This is a genomic window from Janthinobacterium paucivorans (genome assembly GCF_051380805.1).
GTDB lineage: Bacteria > Pseudomonadota > Gammaproteobacteria > Burkholderiales > Burkholderiaceae_D > Janthinobacterium > Janthinobacterium lividum_D.
In genome coordinates this window covers 235,935-255,056 of the sequence record NZ_JBNYXR010000003.1, presented here as the reverse complement: position 1 = coordinate 255,056, position 19,122 = coordinate 235,935, and the positions used below count along the sequence as shown (strand labels likewise).

Genomic DNA, 19,122 nt, shown 5'->3' with positions numbered 1-19,122 from the left:
ATATAGGGCAAACAAGCGTTGCAACCACCACCATCGCCATCGCCATCGCCATCGCCATCATCCCAGCATTTGCCCGATGCGCTGCCATACGCCATCAGGCACGTATAACAGCAAAGCCGTCATGCTCAGATAGCGCGCGCACTTGCCGATGGCCATATAGGCCACGCTGGGCCAGAACGGCAGCTTGAGCCAGCCCGCCAGCGTGCACAGGGGGTCGCCCACGATGGGCAGCCAGGCCAGCAGCATGGTCTTGGCGCCATAGCGGGCCAGCCAGCGGAACCAGCGCGTGTCGCGCTCCTTGGCGAATGCCTGCTTGGCCCGGTAGCCGATCCAGTAGTCGACGATGCCGCCCAGAGTATTGCCCAGGGTGGCGACGCCGATGGCGGCCCAAAACAGCGCAGGATTGGCCTTGATGACGGCAAAGACGGCTGGCTCCGAGCCGAGCGGCAGCAAGGTGGCGGAAATAAAGCTGATCAGAAAGACCGATGTCAGCCCGACTTCCGGCGCTGCGATCAGCTGCAGCAGCCAGGCGATTGCGGATTCGATCATGGAACACTTCGCGATGCAGTAAGGCTCTCCATTATAATGAAGCGTAGCTTGCGCGCCGCACAATCGGTGCCAGGCAGCCAGGGCTCACCGGCCCCTAGTCTCATCAAGCATTATTTGTCGCCAGGCTATCCGCCGCCGCGCCACCGCTATCGACCGACACGCTCCAGACCCTTTCTGGCCCAGAATCACTTGCTAGCAGACTATGAACATCGACTACCTCAAGAAAATCCTGACCGCCCGCGTCTATGACGTCGCTACCGAAACGCCGCTGGAACTGGCCCCTGCGCTGTCGCAGCGTCTGAACAACCAGATTTACTTCAAACGCGAAGACATGCAAAGCGTGTTCAGCTTCAAGATTCGCGGCGCCTACAACAAGATGGCCCAGCTCAGCGATGCGGAACGCAAGCGCGGCGTCATTTGCGCCTCGGCAGGCAACCATGCCCAGGGCGTGGCCCTGTCGGCCGCGCGCATGGGTTGCCGCGCCGTCATCGTCATGCCAACCACCACGCCACCCGTCAAGATCGACGCCGTCAAGGCACGCGGCGGCGTGCATGTGGAAATCGTGCTGCACGGCGAATCCTATACGGATGCCTACAACCATGCGCTGACCCTGGAAAAGGAACAGAAGCTGACCTTTGTACACCCGTTCGACGATCCGGACGTGATCGCGGGCCAGGGCACGATAGGCATGGAAATCCTGCGCCAGCATTCCGGCCCCATCCATGCCATCTTCGTGGCCATCGGCGGCGGCGGCCTGATCGCCGGCGTGGCTGCCTACGTGAAACAGATTCGCCCCGACATCAAGATCATCGGCGTGCAAACGCTCGATTCGGATGCCATGGCGCGCTCGCTGAAAGCAGGCGAACGCGTCACCCTGCCCGACGTGGGACTGTTTTCAGACGGCACGGCCGTGCGCCTGGTAGGCGAGGAAACCTTCCGCCTGGCGCAGCAATATGTCGATGAAATCATCATCGTCGACACGGACGCCATCTGCGCCGCCATCAAGGATGTGTTTACGGATACGCGCTCCATCCTGGAACCGGCCGGCGCACTGGCCATCGCGGGCGCCAAGGCCTACGTGGAGCGGGCCAGCCTGAGCAAGCACCCCATCGTCAACCAGACGCTGGTGACTATTGCCTGCGGCGCCAACATGAATTTCGACCGCCTGCGCTTCGTCGCGGAACGTGCCGAGCTGGGCGAGTTCCGCGAAGCCGTGTTTGCCGTCACCATGCGCGAACAGCGGGGCAGCTTCAAACGCTTCTGCTCGCTCATCGGCGCGCGCAACGTGACGGAGTTTAACTACCGTATCAGTGACGAAAAAGCCGCGCACGTGTTCGTCGGCATCCAGATCGCCGACCGGTATGAATCCGGGGCGATGGCGAAGAAATTCGAAGAGCATGAATTCAAGACGCTGGACTTGACGCACGACGAACTGGCCAAGTCGCACATCCGCCATCTGGTGGGCGGCAAGAGCCGCCTGGCGCAAGATGAGCTGCTGTACCGCTTTGAATTTCCCGAACGCCCGGGCGCGCTGATGCGCTTCCTCGACAGCATGGCGCCGAACTGGAATATTTCTCTGTGTCATTACCGCAGCCAGGGCGGCGACGTCGGCCGCATCCTCGTGGGCTTGCAAGTGCCACCCGATGAGATGGGACAATTCGCCCGCTTCCTCGATACCCTCGGCTATCGTTATTGGGATGAAAGCAGCAATCCTGTGTATAAGCTGTTCCTCGGGCAATAAGCCCAACTGCAAATACTGGGGTCGTACCCTGCAGGGTACGACCCCAGTCGTCGCCGTTGGGTTGAAATAGGCTACCATGCGTCCTTGACTGAATTCACGCCACACGACCATGACCACCACCAACGACCTCGCCGCACTCTCGCCTCTGGGCAAAAGCTCCGCCTACCGCAGCCATTACGCGCCGGAATTGCTGTTTCCCATTGCGCGCCAGGGCAAGCGCGACGAGCTGGCACTACACGGCACACTGCCCTTCTTTGGTCTCGATATCTGGAATGCCTACGAACTGTCGTGGCTGAACCAGCGCGGCAAGCCGCAGGTGGCCATTGCCAAGGTCAGCGCGCCGGCCGATTCGCCGAACATCATCGAATCGAAATCGTTCAAGCTTTACCTGAACTCTTATAACCAGACCAAGCTGGACAGCCCGGAAGCCCTGCTGAGCTTGCTCAAGCAAGATTTATCGAACGGTTTTGGCGCGCCTGTGCAGGTGGAGCTGACGTTGCAGGAAGATTTCGGCAAGCTCAAAATGGGCGAATTCGATGGCGTTCTGCTCGACCGCCTGGACCTGGAAATCACGCAATACTCGCCTTCGCCGCAACTCTTGAAGGCCGCGCTGGATGCAGCACCGGTGGAAGAAAAACTGGTCTCGCACCTGTTGAAATCGAATTGCCTGGTGACCGGCCAACCAGACTGGGGCAGCGTACAGATCGAGTATGCAGGGCCGCAGATCGACCAGGAAAGCCTGCTGCGCTATCTGATTGGTTTTCGCGAACACAATGAATTTCACGAGCAATGCGTGGAGCGCATTTTTGTCGATATATTGCGCCAGTGCAAGCCGCAAAAACTCTCCGTCTATGCGCGCTATACGCGCCGCGGCGGACTCGATATCAATCCCTGGCGCAGCAACTACAGCACGGGCACCATGCCGGGCAATCTGCGCAATGCGCGACAGTAACACCGCGCCACAGCACAAAATCATGCTAACAGGAATGTTGGCTGTGTTTTAAAACAACGTAGCAGTCGTGCCACAGTGCATGCCAAAGACGCTGAAAAATTGGAAAATCGGCATTCGGCGGCGGAAAAACCTGTCCGCCGCGTGTTTTTAATCCAGAAATAGCCGATACACCATGGTGTTATTTTTTTACCAAAATGATGGCGGCATGGGCTGTCGCATACACTGCGCCCGCAACGGGCCTATACTGATGAGAATTGGCGTTACAGGCCGTGAAAACAGGCCTATAATTCGGCTCGCAAGCCCTCTGCGCATTGCACCATTTCATTGAGTGTCATGACTAATCTTAGCAAAATACTATCTCTCGAAAACGTCCTGCTGGACCTGGAAGTCTCCAGTAAAAAGCGCGCTTTCGAGCAAGCCGGGCTGATCTTCGAAAACAATTACGGCATCGCCCGCTCTACTGTTTCGGACAATCTGTTTGCCCGCGAACGGCTGGGCTCAACAGGCCTGGGCCATGGCGTGGCCGTGCCGCATGGCAGGGTCAAGGGTAGTAAAACCCTGAAAGCGCCACTCGGTGCTTTCGTGCGCCTGGCCGAACCGATTCCGTTCGAGTCGCCCGATGGTAAGCCCGTCAATCTGCTGTTTTTTCTGCTGATTCCCGATCATGTTACCCAGCAGCATCTGGAAATTTTGTCAGAAATTGCTGAAATGTTTTCCGACGATGCCTTCCGCACGGCACTGGCCACGGATCCAGATCCGAAATCGGTGCATGCGCGCATCGTCAATTGGCAACCCAGCCTGCAAGCGGCGGGTTAAACTTCAGGTATTCCTCCACTCCTGAAGAAGACTGCCATGTTGCAAACGCCACTGACGATACAACGCCTGTACGACGATAATCGTGAAAGTCTGCAACTGGGCTGGTTCGCCGGCTTTCCCGGCGGCGAACGCCTGATCTCGGGCGATGTCTCCTCGGCTGCCGACCAGGTGGGCCACTTGAACCTGATCCATCCGGGCCGCATCCAGGTCTTTGGTCATCAGGAAATCAATTACTATCAGCGCCTGAAGGTCAACACGCGCACCCACGTCATTGGCGAACTGATCGCTGGCGGTCCACCGGCGCTGATCATTGCGCAAGGCCTGGAAACGCCACCCGATATCCTCGCCATCTGCGACGAGCAAAACATCCCCCTGTTCTCGACCCCGCTGCCGGCCGCGCAAGTGATCGACTTCCTGCGCGTCTACCTGTCGAAAAAGCTGGCGCAGCGCATCATCATGCATGGCGTGTTCATGGACGTGCTGGGCGTGGGCGTGCTGATCACGGGCGACTCGGGCCTGGGCAAGAGCGAGCTGGGCCTGGAACTGATTTCGCGCAGCCACGGTCTGGTGGCCGATGACGCCGTGGAATTTTCGCGCATCGCGCCGAACATGATCGAAGGTCGCTGCCCACCGCTGCTGCAAAATCTGCTGGAAGTACGCGGCCTGGGCTTGCTCGATATCAAGGCCATCTTTGGCGAAACAGCCGTGCGCCGCAAGATGCGCTTGAAACTGATCGTACATCTGGTGCGCCGCAACGCGCTGGAAGAAGAAGTCGAGCGCCTGCCTTTCCTGTTCCCCACGGAAGACGTGCTCGGCTTGCCCGTGCGCAAGGTTGTCATCCCCGTCGCCGCCGGCCGCAACATCGCCGTGCTACTGGAAGCGGCCGTGCGCAACACGATTCTGCAGCTGCGCGGCATCGATACCTTGCAAGAGTTCATGGAGCGGCAGAGATTGGCAATGAGCGGCGATTAACAAGGTCGGATTAGCGGGGCAAAGCCCCGCGTAATCCGACGACATTGTTAGCGGGTGTCGGCAGGAGCCCTCGCTTGCAAGCGAGGACCGTTACGCAGGCACGCAGCCATGCTGCGTGAATTCCCTGCTGCACCGCTTTGCGCTAAGCCGACCTACGAAATACACATATGACATTGCAATAATTTGTAAAGAGAGTTGCCTCGGGGGCGCCATGCCGATCTTTATTGTATGATCGGGTTATGCATATCGTCCTTATCACCGGAATATCCGGCTCCGGTAAATCCGTCGCACTCAATGTGCTGGAAGATACCGGCTACTACTGTGTCGACAACCTGCCACCGGCATTGCTGCCCAGCCTGGTGCAAACGCTGCTCGACGAAGGCGCATCACAACTGGCCGTCGCCGTCGATGCGCGCAGCGCAGAGTCGCTGACCAGCCTGCCGCACAATGTCACCCTGCTGCGCGACCAGGGGCACGACGTCAAGGTCATGTTCCTCACGGCTACCACGCATTCGCTGGTAGCGCGCTTCTCGGAAACGCGGCGCAGCCATCCGCTGTCGCACGAATTGCGTCCGAATCAGAATCCAGCCAGCCGCCGCACCCTGATCGAATGCATCTCTGAAGAGCGCGAACGCCTGTCTGCCATCGAACAGCTGGGCCATGTAATCGATACCTCAGAGCTGAGCGCCAACAAGTTACGCGCCTGGGTCAAGGATATCGTCGCCTCGGAACGCGCGCCGCTGACCCTGTTCTTCGAATCCTTCGCCTTCAAGCTGGGCGTGCCGCTGGACGCCGATTTCGTCTTCGACGTGCGGGCCTTGCCCAATCCTTATTACGACCTGACGCTGCGCCCGCTCGACGGACGCGATGCACCCGTGATCGCCTTCCTCGACGCACAGCCCAGCGCGCTGGAACTGCTGGCCGACATCCGCGCCTTCATCGAAAAATGGTTGCCATCCTTTAAGTCCGACAACCGCAGCTACCTGACCGTGGCACTCGGCTGTACAGGTGGCCAGCATCGCTCGGTGTACATGGCGGAACGGCTGGCACAGTATTTCAGCCCGAACGAGCGCGTCGTCTTGCGACATCGCGAACGTGGGTAAGACGCGCATAAAATCTGTTGCGCATCGGCGCAGGTAGCGGGCAACGTTCACCGCCTGGGCCGCGCAGTGCCAGGCGAAGTTGCGCTACTCCAACACCTTTTCCTGCCGCTCGCCATGCTGTGATCCGGTATTCTTAATGCAGATGCGAGCCAGCAGGCCCGCCAGGCAGGAAAGAAGTCAAAGTGCACACATTCTAGCGTCTTCGGACGGAACTTTTCGCTCCCATGATGGTAGCCCGACAAGGGCGACAGGCGCAAAAAAGGGCGCAATGTGCGCCCTTAGTTGATCACAACCGTTTGGAAGTCGCGGGCCGCTTAAGCGGCGGCGATTTCTTCGTCCGAGTTGTCTGGCAGATGCTTGATCGCCTCTTTACCGTGCCCTTGCACTTTGGTTTTGTACTTCATCACTTGCCTGTCCAGCTTGTCGATCAGCATATCGATTGCGGCATACAGGTCTTGCGCCAGGCTTTCCACATAGACGGTTTTGCCACTCATACGCAGGTTCACTTCGGCCTTTTGACGTTTTTCTTTCTCTTTGAGGTTATCCACGGTCAGTATCACGGCAATATCGATAACTTGATCGAAATGCCGTTTCACGCGCTCCAGCTTCGTTTGTACGTATTCACGGATGGCTGGTGTCACTTCGAGATGATGTCCGCTGATGGTGAGATTCATACACACTCCTAAAGATGATCGGGTTCGTGCGGTCCATCCTATCCGGCCCGCAGAGGAACCGAAAAAAACTTACAAACACTTACGCAGACTCACTGGCGGAATTTTCAACGCTTCCCGGTATTTGGCAACAGTACGTCGCGCAATCACCATGCCTTGCTCGCCCAGCATGTCCGCAATCTTACTGTCGGATAAAGGATTTTTAGGGTCTTCTGCTCCTGTCAGTTGCACGATCAATGCCCGTATCGCCGTCGATGATGCTTCGCCCCCCGCTTCGGTGGCGACGTGGCTACCAAAGAAATATTTCAACTCAAACATGCCATGCGGGGTCAGCATGTACTTTTGGGTTGTTACCCGCGAGATAGTACTCTCGTGTAATCCCAGTGTATCAGCTATTTCACGGAGTACAAGGGGACGCATGGCAACGGCCCCATGCGAAAAAAAGTTCTTTTGTCTTTCTACTATCGCCTGCGCCACGCGCAAGATCGTGTCGAAACGCTGGCGCATATTCTTGATCAGCCACTTGGCTTCCTGCAACTGTGCGCCCATGGCGCCCTCGCCTTTGCCCTGCTTGAGCAAGTTGGCGTACATGGCGTTCACGCGCAGGCGCGGCATGACGTCGTTGTTCAGGGTGACTTGCCAACCATTGCGCGCGCGCTTGACGACAACGTCGGGCACCACGTAATCGGACACGTCAGAGGCGAACACGGCGCCCGGATGCGGATTGCACTGGCGAATCACCGTCTGCGCTTCGCGCAAGTCTTCATCATCGCAATTGAGGGCTTTTTTCAGCTTATTGAAATCGCGCTGGGCAAACCAGGCCAGGTGCTTTTCCACGATCACCAGGGCCATGCGCCGCGTCACCATGGCGATGTGCGGCAAGCGCCTGATTTGCAGTGCCAGGCACTCCGACGCATTACGCGCGCCCACGCCGGGCGGATCGAAACTTTGCAACAGCGACAAGGCCGTGCGCATCTCGTCGGCGTCGATTTCCAGCTCTTCCGGCAGGCGCGCCAGGATGTCGTCGAGCGATTCTTCCAGGTAGCCATTGTCATCGAGTGCATCGATGATCAGCTCAACGAGCGCGCGGTCGCGCAATTCGAGCACCGTCACGCGCATCTGCTCCATCAAGTGCTCGCGCAGGGTACAGTGATGGGCTTCGAGCTGCGGGCGGGAATCTTCGTCGTCGGGTGCCTTGCCCCGGTTCGCCTCGCTCCAGTCGCTGTCACCGGCGTCTCCAGCGGCAGGGCTGTCGCTGGCCTCGCCGTCAAAGGTTTCCGCTTCGACCGGCGCGGTGGGTGCCTCCTGGCTTGGAGGCTGCGGCGGCGCTTCGGCCGGCGCGGCCGTGGAACTCAAGGCGCCGTCGGACAGCAGGCGCAGCGAACGGTCGAGCGGATCGTCGAGGCGCTCGAGCAAGGGATTGTCCGTCAGCAGTTGCTCGAGCTCCTGGTGTAATTCCAGCGTAGACAATTGCAACAGGCGTATCGATTGCTGCAACTGCGGCGTCAGTGCCAAGTGCTGCGAAGTGCGCAGCTGCAATGATTGTTTCATTGGCTCACATGCGGAAGTGTTCGCCCAGATAGACCCGGCGTACCGACTCGTTCGCGATGATGTCGTCGGGGCGTCCCGACGCCAGTACCGAGCCCTGGTTGATGATGTAGGCACGGTCGCAGATACCCAGCGTCTCGCGCACATTATGATCGGTGATCAGGACGCCGATATTACGCTCCTTCAAGAAGCGCACGATACGCTGGATTTCGATCACGGCGATGGGGTCGACACCGGCGAACGGCTCGTCGAGCAGCACGAAACGCGGATCGGTAGCGAGCGCGCGGGCGATTTCCACGCGGCGCCGCTCACCGCCCGAGAGCGACAGCGCCGGGTTCTCACGCAACTTTTCAATCTGCAAGTCCGCCAGCAATTTATCGAGGCGTTCCTCGATCTCGGCCTTCTTCAGGGGGCGGCCTTCGACGGTCTGGATTTCCAGCACGGCACGGATATTGTCTTCCACCGTCAGCTTGCGAAATACGGACGCTTCCTGCGGCAGATACGACAGGCCCATCTGCGCGCGGCGGTGTATCGGCAGGCGGGAAATGTCCACGCCGCTGATATCGATGCTGCCGCCATCCGATGGCACCAGGCCGACGATCATGTAGAACGAGGTGGTCTTGCCGGCACCGTTCGGCCCCAATAGCCCGACCACTTCGCCGCATTCGACTTGCAGCGAGACGTCGTGCACGACTTGCCGCTTGCCATAGGATTTTTGCAGCCCGCGAACGATCAGGGTACTGCCGCAACGTGTATTGTCCATTATTTCTTTCCTGGCGCAGGCGTCGCTGGCGCTTTCTCCGCCGCCGCTGCCTTGGTCTTTGGCTGGATCACCATGCGCACGCTGCCGCCATCCGGGGTGCTGGTGCCGCTGTTGGAATTTTCCATCGCAAATTCTTCCTTGCGGCTGTCATACGAGATGAAGGCGCCATTGGCCACATCGGTCGGCTTCTTGCCTTCCAGGCGCGTCACCTTGGCATTGGAAAACAGTTTCACTACTTCCGTCTTGTTGTCGTATTCCACGCGCTCAGCTTCGCCTTCGACCCACAGGTCGCCCGCGCCATCGCGCTTCTGGCGGAAGGTGGCCAGCTTGCCAGGATCAGCCCAGAAAGTAATGAACTGGTAGCCTTGCGGATCTTCCGTGATCAGGGCCCGGCCCGCCTTCATGATCAAGCTCCCCTTGACCAGCACGACGTCGCCCGTCAGGGTACGAACCTGCTTGACGTCATCGACGTGACCGCTACGTGCCGTGATGACGGCTTCCTTCTCGGAATCGGCCTTCTCGGCATGCGCTGCGCCCATGACGGCCAGGGAAAATAGGCTCAACAGCAAGATCTTCTTCATAATATGGTTTCCTTGTTTCATTCTGTCATTTTGGCGCTGCGGCCGGGTGCGGTTTCGGCGGCAGCACTATGCGCAGGGCATTGTGCACTTCCACCACGCCGGTGGCGTTATTGGCTCGCATGCCTACGCCATTGATGCGCGAGCTGCCCGTCAGAATGTCGACAGGCACGTCCGTTTCCATTCTTTCCTCATCCGGGAACACCGTCAGCGCTTCCGTCTCGATCCTCAGGTGCTGCGCCTTCGCACTGGCCACGCGATCGATCACGACATTGCGGTGCAGTTGCAGCCGGGTGTTGTCCTGGTCGATATGCGCCAGTTCCGCATGCATATTGAGCGGCGGCATGCCTGGCGACAGCTTGCGCACGAAAGGCTGGTCGATATCGGATGAATCGTCCAGCGGATAATGCGTGAGCTTGCTGCCCGACACGATATAGCTGGGCTTGCCCGTCAAGTCCATGCGCACCATGCTGAAATTGGTGATGAAATAGTCTGGCTCGTCCAGATGCTTGCTAGCCGAGATGTCTTGGGCATTCTTGTTCATCACCGCCAGCAGCCAAAAGCTGCCCAGCGCAAAGATGATGGCCCCCAGCAAGGTAAAAATCATGCGCCAGCGATGGGCGCCTCCTGGCTTACGCATAGGGTTTCACTCTTTCAAATATCACTGGCGGCGAGGCGATGCGCCTCACGCAAGGAACGGCGCCATGACGCGCGCGTAGTTGTCCTGGGCACGCAGCAGGAATTCACAGATCTCGCGCACCGCGCCACGGCCGCCACCGGCCTGCGTCACATAGTGCGCCAGGCCCTGCACTTCGGGACGCCCGCCCGGCACGCTAACGGCAAAGCCCACGCGGCGCAGGATGGGCGCATCGATGACATCGTCGCCGATGTAGCCGCATTGCTCTTCAGTCAAGCCAGTCAGCGCCAGCAGTTCGCGAAATGGCGTCAGCTTGTCGTGACCGCCCTGGTGCACATGGGTAATGCCCAGGTCTTGCGCGCGGCGCGCCGTGATGGCCGAGCGGCGCGCACTGATGATGGCCGTCTGCACGCCCGATTCCTGCAGCAGCTTGATGCCCAGGCCATCATACACATTGAACGTTTTCATCATCTCGCCATCGGGGCCGAAATGCAGGCTGCCGTCGGTGAGCACGCCATCGACGTCAAAGATCATCAGTTTGACTTTGGCCGCGCGCGCCAGGTTGTCCGCTACGCTGTCCATCAGATCACCTTCGCTTGCGTCAGATCATGGATATGCAGGGCGCCCACCAGCTTGCCGTCGGCATCGACGACCAGCATCTGGTTGATGCGGAACTGCTCCATCACGGCCACGGCGTCGACGGCCAGGCGTTCGGGCGCGATGCTGCGCGGCTGCGCATGCATGACGTCGCGGATCGCCACTTGCGTGAAATCCTGCACACGCTCGAACATGCGGCGCAAGTCGCCATCGGTAAACACGCCCACGGGGCGGTTATCCGCATCGACGATGGCCGTCATGCCCATGCCCTTCTTCGTCATCTCTTCCAGCGCCTGCAGCAAGGAAGCGTCGACGGCTACCTTGGGTACCCGTTCGCCGCTGCGCATCACGTCATGCACGTGCGTGAGCAGGCGACGGCCCAGGGCGCCGCCCGGATGCGAGCGGGCGAAATCGTCTTCCTTAAAGCCGCGCAAGTCCAGCAAGGCCACAGCGATCGCATCGCCCAGGGCCAGGGTCACGGTGGTGCTGGCCGTCGGTGCCAGATTTAGCGGACAGGCTTCTTTCTCAACGGAAATATCCAGGTGCACGTCAGCCAATTGCGCCAGGCTGGAGTTCGGCTTGCCCGTCATGGAAATGAGCACGCCGCCCATGCGCTTGACGACAGGCATGATGGCCATCAGTTCGGTCGATTCGCCCGAGTACGATATGGCAATAAAAGCATCTTCCGAGGTGACCATGCCCAGGTCGCCATGGGCCGCTTCGGCCGGATGCACGAACATGGCTGGCGTGCCGGTGGAAGCGAGGGTGGCGGCAATCTTGCGCGCGATATGGCCGGACTTGCCGATGCCGGAGACGACGACACGTCCCTTGCATTGAAGCAACATCGCCACGGCACGGCCCACGCTATCGTCCGTGGCCAGGCGTTCACGCAGCGCAACGATGGCGTCGGACTCGATCTGCAAGGTAGTGCGGGCGAGCGCGACGGCACGCTCGGTGGTCGCTTGCATGTCAATTCGATCAAAAGCTTTCAGCATTGTTTTTTCATGGGTTACACTCATGCCCAAAGTATAAACGAATTAGGAAAGCAAAAAACTTGCCAGTCACAACAAACAACGATTTCCATTGACCGCACCGGGCAACCCATGTTTTCCTCCCTTGAACTGACCCTGATGTTACTTGGCAGCGCCGTGCTGGGCGTCGTCGCTTTCAGAATGCTGCATTTGCCGCCCATGCTGGGCTACCTGGCCGTCGGTATCGTCATCGGCCCCCACGCGCTGGGCCTGGCGGCGGAAAACGAGGCCAGCCACACACTGGCCGAATTCGGCGTTGTCTTCCTGATGTTTTCCATCGGACTCGAATTCTCGCTACCCAAATTTCTCGCCATGCGGCACATCGTTTTCGGGCTCGGCATGGCGCAGGTGGTCACCACCATCGTCGCCACCGTCATTTTCGGCTGGTTCGTCGGGCGCTACCTGTCTGCCTATATTCACCTGAGCTGGCAAGCCGCCTTCGCCCTGGGCGGTGCGCTGGCCATGTCATCGACGGCCATCGTCTCGAAAATGCTCACGGAACGGCTGGAACTGGAAAGCGAACACGGCCGCAAGATCATCGGCATCTTGCTGTTCCAGGACTTGGCCGTGGTGCCCCTGCTGATCCTGATTCCCGCCCTCACACGCGATTCGGACAACTTGGCCGAAACCCTGGTTTGGGCCGGCGGCAAGGCCCTGGTCGTCCTCATTTTGCTCTTGTTCATCGGCCAGAAACTGGTGCGGGGCTGGCTGACCATCGTCGTCAAGCGCCGCTCGCAAGAATTGTTCATGCTCAACCTGCTGCTGATCACACTGGGCGCGGCATGGATCACGGAACGTGCCGGGCTGTCGCTGGCCCTGGGGGCTTTTGTTGCCGGCATGCTCATTTCCGAGACCGAATTCAAGCACCAGGTGGAAGAGGATATCAAGCCCTTCCGCGATGTGCTGCTGGGACTATTCTTCATCACCGTCGGCATGCTACTCAATATCCGCGTGGTTTTGGATAACTGGTGGCTAGTGTTGCTGCTGCTGTGCGGCCCGGTACTGCTGAAATTCGCCCTGATCGCGGGGCTGGCCCGCCTGTTCGGGTCCAGCAACGGCGTGGCCTTGCGCACGGGGCTGGGATTGGCGCAGGCGGGCGAGTTCGGCTTCGTGCTGCTGAACCTGGCCGGCGGCATCAAGCTGATGGACCCGTTCGTCGTGCAGGTCGTGCTGGCCTCGATGGTGCTGTCGATGCTGGTGGCCCCCTTCCTCATCGCCAAATCGGATGCCATCGTCATGAAACTGGCCGCCAACGACTGGATGATGCAGTCGCTGGCCCTGACGAAAATCGCCACGCGCACCATGGCCTCGCAAAAACACGTGCTGATCGCCGGCTTCGGGCGCAGCGGACAAAGCCTGGCCACCCTGCTGGCAGAGGAAAAGATTGAATACCACGCGCTGGACCTGGACCCCGAACGCGTGCAGGAAGCGCAGCTGGCGGGCGCCCATGTCTCGTATGGCGACGCGGGCCGCCGTGAAAGCCTGGTGGCGGCAGGCATCTACCGCGCCAGCGCCGTGGTGATCACCTATGCCAACACGCCCTCGGCACTGAAGTTACTGCATTTACTCAAAGAAATGGCGCCGACCTTGCCCGTCATCGTGCGCAGCCATGACGACACCGACATCGACCAGCTGAAAAGCGCGGGCGCGGCCGAAGTCGTACCGGAATTGATGGAAGGCAGCCTGATGCTCGCGTCACACGCGCTGATCACGATGGGCGTGCCCCTGCGCCGCGTGGTACACCGGGTGCAGGCGGCGCGCGAGGAGCGCTACGCCTCGTTGCGCGGCTATTTTCATGGCTCCAGCGACGCGGACGACGATGCCGAGCTCGAACGCCTGCACACGGTCACCGTCAGCGAAGGCGCGCAGTGCGTGGGGTTGCCTTTGAGCACGATCGACGTAGCCAGCTGCGGCGCGTTTGTGACGGCCATCCGCCGCGGCCGCGGCCGCCTCGATGTCACCGAAGAAACGCAGCTGGCCGGCGGCGACGTGGTGGTGCTGCGTGGTAGCGCCGACGCCGTGGCCAAAGCCGAAACCATGCTCTTGAAATAATCAGACGATCTGCGTCAGCCGATCTGCGCCTGCCAACTGACGACCTTGTTGCGGCCGTCCGCCTTGGCCAGGTACAGGGCTTGGTCTGCGTGCGCCACCAGTTGTTGCGCCACCGTTTCGATGGCTGGCAGCACCGCGTCCGCCTCAAGGCTGGCCACGCCGATCGATACGCGGACCCAGGCTTGTGCGCCGCCCGGCAAGTCAAACATGGTGCCGGCGATGCTGGCGCGGATACGCTCGGCAACAAAGATCGCGCTGTCGAGATCAGCGTCGATCAGCAGCACGACGAATTCCTCGCCGCCGAAGCGGCCTAGCGCATCGGAGCGGCGCAATTCCGTGCGAATGCGCTGGGCCACTTCGCGCAGCACTTCATCGCCGCCCTGGTGGCCATAAGTGTCATTGACCCGTTTAAAATGGTCGATATCGATATACATGCATGAAATACAATAATTCTGCCGCCGCGCGCGCGCAATTTCTTCCAGCAACCGGCGGTCGATATAGCGCCGGTTGTAGACGCCCGTCAAGGAGTCGGTCAAGCCGATGTATTTCAGCATTTCATTGCTGATCACGTTTTCCAGGCAAATGGCGATAATGGAAGCCATGTGCTTGATAAAATCCGTGCCCAGCGCGGGCGTAAAGCGCGCCACGTCGCCGCTCGCCAGGTTCAGGCTGCCAATCAGGCGCTTGTTGCGCAGCAAAGGCACCAGTGCCACGCTGCGCAAAGGCGCGTCGATGCCAGGAAAGCGCGCGCCGTGCACGGATGCATCAAACTGCCCCAAGAGGGGCAACGGCGGCAAGGCCGCTTCCCCCTCGGCCATGCGCGCTGGCTGGGTAAAGCCCAGTTCCGCCACGGCATGCACGAACAGCAACTGCGGGAAGGCGCTGAAATCGACGCCCAGCTTTTCCATCACCAGCAAGATATCGTCATCCTCGTCGAGCAGGCTCAAAGTGACGCCGTCGAGGTCGGAAATCACGGGCAAGGTGCGAAAGATGGTGCCGATCAGTTCGGGAAACGTGGACGAACCGACGATTTCCAGATCGAACGCCTGGTGGCGGCACATGATGTCGTGATTGCGTTCAACCTGTTCCAGCAGGAATGCCATGCGCGCGCGCAAGGCCTGGTTTTCGGCTTCGAGGCTGGCAATGCGCGAGTCCGGCGGTATTGCTTGATTCATAGAAACCTTAAACCCTTGTGTACGAGCGCCATGCTTAAAATGCCAGTGCGAAACCAATATCTTGCCCCACCACGATACGCTCGTCTCCGCCTTCGGTGACGATGGCGTTCATGCCGAAGCAGATGGCGCCGTCAAGCTCGGGCTTGGCGCGATAGCCATGCATGACGTCGAGCGGGTCCGGTCCGGGCACGCCCGTGGCCTGGTCCACCGACGGGATCGGGCAGCGCGAGCACGGCTTGACCGGGGTTAACACGGTGGCGCCAAATTGCAGGAACGCGGCGTAATCTTCCTCGAAGGCGCCGATGTCGCCGATGACCAGATTAGGGCGGAAACGGTTCATCGGTAACGCCTCGCGGCCGGCGGCGCGCAGCTTGTCGTTGACATCGGCGAGCGAGGCACTGCCGGCGATCAGCACCGGATAGCCATCGGCAAACATGGTCGAGGCGGCAATGCCATTCGTCCATTCCGTGCTGGTGGCGCGCACCACGTCAGGATGAAAGCGCACCAGGCGGCAGGGCACGCCGATGGCCTTGGAAAACCAGGTGGCCGTGACCTCGTCGCAATCATAGGCGCGCACGGTATCGTCCCATACCTGTACGTCCAGCATGGGTGACAGTTGCGGATGCGGCAAGCCCAACGCGATTTCCAGGCGCAACATGCCCGGCGCGCGCAATTCCAGCGTGGTAGCCTTGATGGACGGCACGATCAGCGCCATGCACGGATGTTCGCGCTGGGTCAGGAAGCGGCCCTGCAGGTCCACCACCATCCATTCGCGATCAAACACGTGCTCGCTCATCAGCCCGGAATGCGTCAGCACTGCCTCCTGCAAGTGGATGCCGGCGCACGATTTGATCGGATACAAGATGATGTCGGACAGGATAGCCATGGACAGGGGACAAGGAACAGTGTTGCTGCTTCTGCCTGGAAGTTATTCAGAAACGCAGTATGGCAGCAAAGCGGGCATGCGTAAATCGGCCAACTCAGCCAATAAGGCTGAGTTGGCATAGCAGTGATCAATACGTGTAGAAAATACGCTGGATTTCTTGCGTGCTATTCGTTTTGGTCATGGCCAGCATCAGCAGGATGCGGGCTTTTTGCGGATTCAGGGTGTCGGAGACGACACTATCGAGTTCATCGTCGTTGGCTTCGCCATTGCGCGCAACGATACCCTGGCCAACGCGGCTAGAACGCACGATCAGCACGCCCTTCTGGCGTGCTTCCACCAAGGCCGGCTTCATTTGCGCGGCCACGCTGCCGTCGCCCACACCCGCGTGGATGATGCCCTTGGCGCCAGCGGCAATGAAGGCGTCCATGCCGATACGGTTCATATTGGCGTAGCCATACACAATATCGACTTGCGGCAGGGCATCGAGCTTGCTGATGTCAAATTCCGTTTCCAGCGTGTGCTTGCGCGTCGACTGGCGGTAAAAAAAGGCTTTGCTGCCCTGGATATAGCCAAGCATGCCCAGCTCCGGCGACTTGAAGGTGTCGGTCGTCGACGTATTCATTTTGCTGACTTCGCGCGCCGCGTTGATCTGGTCGTTCAAGGCCACCAGCACACCCTTGCCCACGGCTTCCTTGCTGCCAGCGAGCATCACGGCGTTGTACAAGTTGATCGGGCCGTCTGCCGAGATGGCAGTCGACGGACGCATGGCGCCCACCACCACCACCGGTTTATGGCTTTTCACGGTCAGGTTCAGGAAATATGCCGTTTCCTCGATGGTATCCGTGCCGTGCGTCACGACGACGCCATCGACATCGTTCGACGCCAGCAGCACGTTGATGCGCTTGGCCAGGGTCAGCCAGTGTTCATTGCCCATGCTTTCACTGGCGATCTGAAACACTTGCTCGCCTTTGACATGCGCCACTTTCTTCAATTCCGGCACGGCCGCGATCAGGCGCTCGACGCCCACGGTGGCCGAGGTGTAGCCCACGGTGGTGGTGCTGTCGGCGCCGCTGCCGGCGATGGTGCCGCCCGTGGCCAGGATCACCACATTCGGCAATTTGACGACCGCTTGCTGCGCGCGCGCGGGGGACGCGGCAATAAAGCCCACCAGAAAGGTCGCCAGCATCAGCTGTGCACAAGAATGGAATTTGCGTGAAAACATAGTGCTCCCGGAAAGTGTAGGGTCAAAAATAACAAAGTCGTGTACAAATTATATGTCATCAGTGCCGCACAAATCCCCAATTCACGCGTTCCGCGCAAAGGTGTGTGCGCAAGGTAGCTGGCGTTCACCGCCGGACAGGCACGCGCCACCCTCGCCGACCCGGGTATCGAGCCCCTGCGGCAAGCGGGAGATGATTTCGGCCACGCCCGCCTGGCGCGCCACGTCAAGCACTTCGGCATCGGTCGCATCCGGCTTACCGATGCGAATGTTATCCCAGATGCTGCCCTAGAACAGATAACTGTCCTGGAAGATCTGACTGATCTGGCCGGCCAATTGCTCGCTGAACATATCGCGCACATCGACGCCACCCACCAACGGCGCGCCTACGCTGGCGTCAAAGAAACGCGCAATCAGATGTATCAGGGTGGTCTTGCCGGAGCCGGAAGCGCCGATCAGCACCGTCATGCTGCCCGCTGCAATCTGCAGATTGATACCCGTCAATACGTCGGGCTGGTCCTCTGTGCATAGCGAAAATCCACGCCGCGCAACTTGAAATAGGAAAAACGGAAAAAACATGCATAAGTTTGATGGATAAGAGCGGCTCTCACCCTCTATCCCGAACGAGATGAAAAAACCTTCAATCAGGGCCGCAAAATTCTTAGACAGCACCCTGGATGATGGCTTGCACCGTCACCCAGTAGCGCGTGCGGGCAACGATCTGCACGGGCAAGGCCAGCGCCAGATTATGCAGCGCACGGTCCGTGTCGCGCAAGGAAAACACGCCGTTAACGGTCAGGCTAGCCACGGCCGAGTCGCAGCGCAGCAGGCCGGGACGATAGCGGGCCAGTTCCGCAAGCAGGTAGTCCAGGCGCATGTTATCGGCCACCAGCACACCCTGCTCCCAGTCCATCGCGCCGGCCGGCACGGAGGCGGCCGATTGCACGATGTGCGCCGAGAAGATGGCACTGTAGCAGGTGGCTATGCGCACGGCATGAGCGGGCGTATGCGCGAGGCGTATCTCGACTGCCCCCTCGAAGACGGCCACGCGCGTAGCATGTTCATCTTGCCGTAAAGTAAAACGCGTGCCTGGCGTCTGCACCGTGCCGTCGCGGCCCTGCACGCGGAAAGGCCGCTGCGCCGAGTCAGGATCGTGCGCCGTGGCGACGAGAATTTCGCCACGGCGCAAGACCAGCAAACGCTCGCTAGCGTCGAAGCGCACATCGATGGCAGTAGCGGAAGCGAGCGTCACGCGCGTACCGTCAGGCAAGGTCATCTTGCGGATCTCGCCCGTGCCGGTGCTATGGCCTGCGCTGGCCACTTGCCAGGTATCCGTAGCGCGCAGCATGTACGCCATGCCACCCACGGGCAGCAGCACAGCTAGCAGCTTCAGGGTACGGCGACGGTTCAGGTAGATGGCCGGCGCCAGTTCGCGCAGCGCGTGCCGGGCAGCATCGCGCGGCGCGCTATGCTGCTTGCCCTCGAACGCTTGTAAACGCTGCCAGGCGAGGTCATGGTGCGGATGTGCGGCACACCAGCGGGCGCAATCACCGCCTCCATGGCTTAGGCGTCCTGCGCGTGCAAGGCCTTATAGCAGGCCACCAAACCGCGGCGATGTATTTTTCGACGGACGAGACGGACACATGCAATGTAGCGACGATGTCGCGGTAGCTCAGGCCATCGAGTTTGCACAGCAGCAATCCACGCAGCCAGTGATGGTGGGCGGTGTACAGACTGCTGAATTGCTGCTGAAGCGCTAACTCGGCGATGCTCACGATGCCCTTCCTGTGACAATGCTCCTTGGTAAAACAGGCGCATTGAGATGCCAATGA

General features: G+C 59.9%; 18 protein-coding genes and 2 pseudogenes. 6 read left to right on the top strand and 14 right to left on the bottom strand.

From position 1 onward, the window contains the following. Positions 1-57 precede the first annotated feature (57 nt). The gene (locus tag ACQ4V8_RS05730; RefSeq protein WP_010394600.1) at positions 58-549 is read right to left on the bottom strand and encodes a YqaA family protein; all 492 of its coding nucleotides are present in this window, start codon (positions 547-549) and stop codon (positions 58-60) included. Between the two features lie 202 nt (positions 550-751). Between ACQ4V8_RS05730 and ilvA the strand changes: the two genes are divergently transcribed. The 5 genes from ilvA (at position 752) to rapZ (ending at position 6,133) form a co-directional block, all read left to right on the top strand. Further along, positions 752-2,290: a threonine ammonia-lyase, biosynthetic gene (gene ilvA / locus ACQ4V8_RS05725; RefSeq protein WP_196856276.1), complete on the top strand. Its 1,539-nt coding sequence runs from the start codon at positions 752-754 to the stop codon at positions 2,288-2,290. 109 nt (positions 2,291-2,399) lie between these two features. After that, a complete protein-coding gene (gene queF / locus ACQ4V8_RS05720) occupies positions 2,400-3,242 on the top strand; it encodes an NADPH-dependent 7-cyano-7-deazaguanine reductase QueF (RefSeq protein WP_010394593.1) in 843 nt (280 codons plus the stop codon). A gap of 333 nt (positions 3,243-3,575) precedes the next feature. Further along, a complete protein-coding gene (locus ACQ4V8_RS05715; protein ID WP_010394591.1) occupies positions 3,576-4,058 on the top strand; it encodes a PTS sugar transporter subunit IIA in 483 nt (160 codons plus the stop codon). Positions 4,059-4,094: 36 nt separating this feature from the next. Next, on the top strand, positions 4,095-5,030 hold the full coding sequence (hprK, locus tag ACQ4V8_RS05710) for an HPr(Ser) kinase/phosphatase (RefSeq protein ID WP_034753337.1): 936 nt from the start codon (positions 4,095-4,097) through the stop codon (positions 5,028-5,030). Between the two features lie 239 nt (positions 5,031-5,269). Next, the gene (rapZ, locus tag ACQ4V8_RS05705) at positions 5,270-6,133 is read left to right on the top strand and encodes an RNase adapter RapZ (RefSeq protein ID WP_010394589.1); all 864 of its coding nucleotides are present in this window, start codon (positions 5,270-5,272) and stop codon (positions 6,131-6,133) included. A gap of 314 nt (positions 6,134-6,447) precedes the next feature. Here the strand turns inward: rapZ and hpf are convergent, their stop codons facing one another. The 7 genes from hpf to ACQ4V8_RS05670 form a co-directional block, all read right to left on the bottom strand. Next, positions 6,448-6,807: a ribosome hibernation-promoting factor, HPF/YfiA family gene (hpf, locus tag ACQ4V8_RS05700; protein WP_010394587.1), complete on the bottom strand. Its 360-nt coding sequence runs from the start codon at positions 6,805-6,807 to the stop codon at positions 6,448-6,450. 69 nt (positions 6,808-6,876) lie between these two features. Then, on the bottom strand, positions 6,877-8,355 hold the full coding sequence (locus ACQ4V8_RS05695) for an RNA polymerase factor sigma-54 (RefSeq protein ID WP_010394585.1): 1,479 nt from the start codon (positions 8,353-8,355) through the stop codon (positions 6,877-6,879). 4 nt (positions 8,356-8,359) lie between these two features. Continuing rightward, positions 8,360-9,115: an LPS export ABC transporter ATP-binding protein gene (gene lptB, locus ACQ4V8_RS05690; protein ID WP_010394583.1), complete on the bottom strand. Its 756-nt coding sequence runs from the start codon at positions 9,113-9,115 to the stop codon at positions 8,360-8,362. Then, positions 9,115-9,696, bottom strand: coding sequence for a lipopolysaccharide transport periplasmic protein LptA (gene lptA / locus ACQ4V8_RS05685; RefSeq protein ID WP_010394581.1), 582 nt, complete (start codon positions 9,694-9,696; stop codon positions 9,115-9,117). The genes lptB and lptA overlap by 1 nt, the downstream gene beginning before the upstream one ends. 25 nt (positions 9,697-9,721) lie before the next feature. Then, positions 9,722-10,333, bottom strand: a complete 612-nt coding sequence (gene lptC, locus ACQ4V8_RS05680) for an LPS export ABC transporter periplasmic protein LptC (RefSeq protein WP_029496128.1) — start codon at positions 10,331-10,333, stop codon at positions 9,722-9,724. A gap of 45 nt (positions 10,334-10,378) precedes the next feature. Continuing rightward, positions 10,379-10,912, bottom strand: a complete 534-nt coding sequence (locus ACQ4V8_RS05675; protein WP_070345878.1) for a KdsC family phosphatase — start codon at positions 10,910-10,912, stop codon at positions 10,379-10,381. Continuing rightward, positions 10,912-11,946: a KpsF/GutQ family sugar-phosphate isomerase gene (locus ACQ4V8_RS05670; protein ID WP_043460659.1), complete on the bottom strand. Its 1,035-nt coding sequence runs from the start codon at positions 11,944-11,946 to the stop codon at positions 10,912-10,914. The genes ACQ4V8_RS05675 and ACQ4V8_RS05670 overlap by 1 nt, the downstream gene beginning before the upstream one ends. A gap of 84 nt (positions 11,947-12,030) precedes the next feature. Here ACQ4V8_RS05670 and ACQ4V8_RS05665 point away from each other — a divergent pair, with 84 nt between their 5' ends. Continuing rightward, positions 12,031-14,010 carry a monovalent cation:proton antiporter family protein gene (locus tag ACQ4V8_RS05665; RefSeq protein ID WP_010394570.1) on the top strand — a complete coding sequence of 660 codons (1,980 nt, stop codon included), beginning with the start codon at positions 12,031-12,033 and terminating at the stop codon, positions 14,008-14,010. Between the two features lie 14 nt (positions 14,011-14,024). Here the strand turns inward: ACQ4V8_RS05665 and ACQ4V8_RS05660 are convergent, their stop codons facing one another. From ACQ4V8_RS05660 to ACQ4V8_RS05635, 6 genes and pseudogenes are all read right to left on the bottom strand, one after another. Beyond that, positions 14,025-15,185 carry a GGDEF domain-containing protein gene (locus ACQ4V8_RS05660; RefSeq protein ID WP_010394566.1) on the bottom strand — a complete coding sequence of 387 codons (1,161 nt, stop codon included), beginning with the start codon at positions 15,183-15,185 and terminating at the stop codon, positions 14,025-14,027. 34 nt (positions 15,186-15,219) lie between these two features. Beyond that, positions 15,220-16,071 (bottom strand): MOSC domain-containing protein, encoded by an 852-nt coding sequence (locus ACQ4V8_RS05655; RefSeq protein ID WP_010394564.1) that lies wholly within the window; start codon positions 16,069-16,071, stop codon positions 15,220-15,222. Positions 16,072-16,198: 127 nt separating this feature from the next. Continuing rightward, a complete protein-coding gene (locus tag ACQ4V8_RS05650; protein WP_010394554.1) occupies positions 16,199-17,293 on the bottom strand; it encodes a type II asparaginase in 1,095 nt (364 codons plus the stop codon). Positions 17,294-17,410: 117 nt separating this feature from the next. Then, positions 17,411-17,841, bottom strand: a pseudogene (locus ACQ4V8_RS05645) (ATP-binding cassette domain-containing protein); the annotation flags it as partial. A gap of 110 nt (positions 17,842-17,951) precedes the next feature. Next, complete coding sequence (locus ACQ4V8_RS05640; RefSeq protein WP_436571051.1) at positions 17,952-18,638, bottom strand: FecR domain-containing protein; 687 nt, start codon at positions 18,636-18,638, stop codon at positions 17,952-17,954. 215 nt (positions 18,639-18,853) lie between these two features. Next, a pseudogene (locus ACQ4V8_RS05635) lies at positions 18,854-18,996 on the bottom strand (sigma factor-like helix-turn-helix DNA-binding protein); the annotation flags it as partial. Between the last annotated feature and the right edge of the window lie 126 nt (positions 18,997-19,122).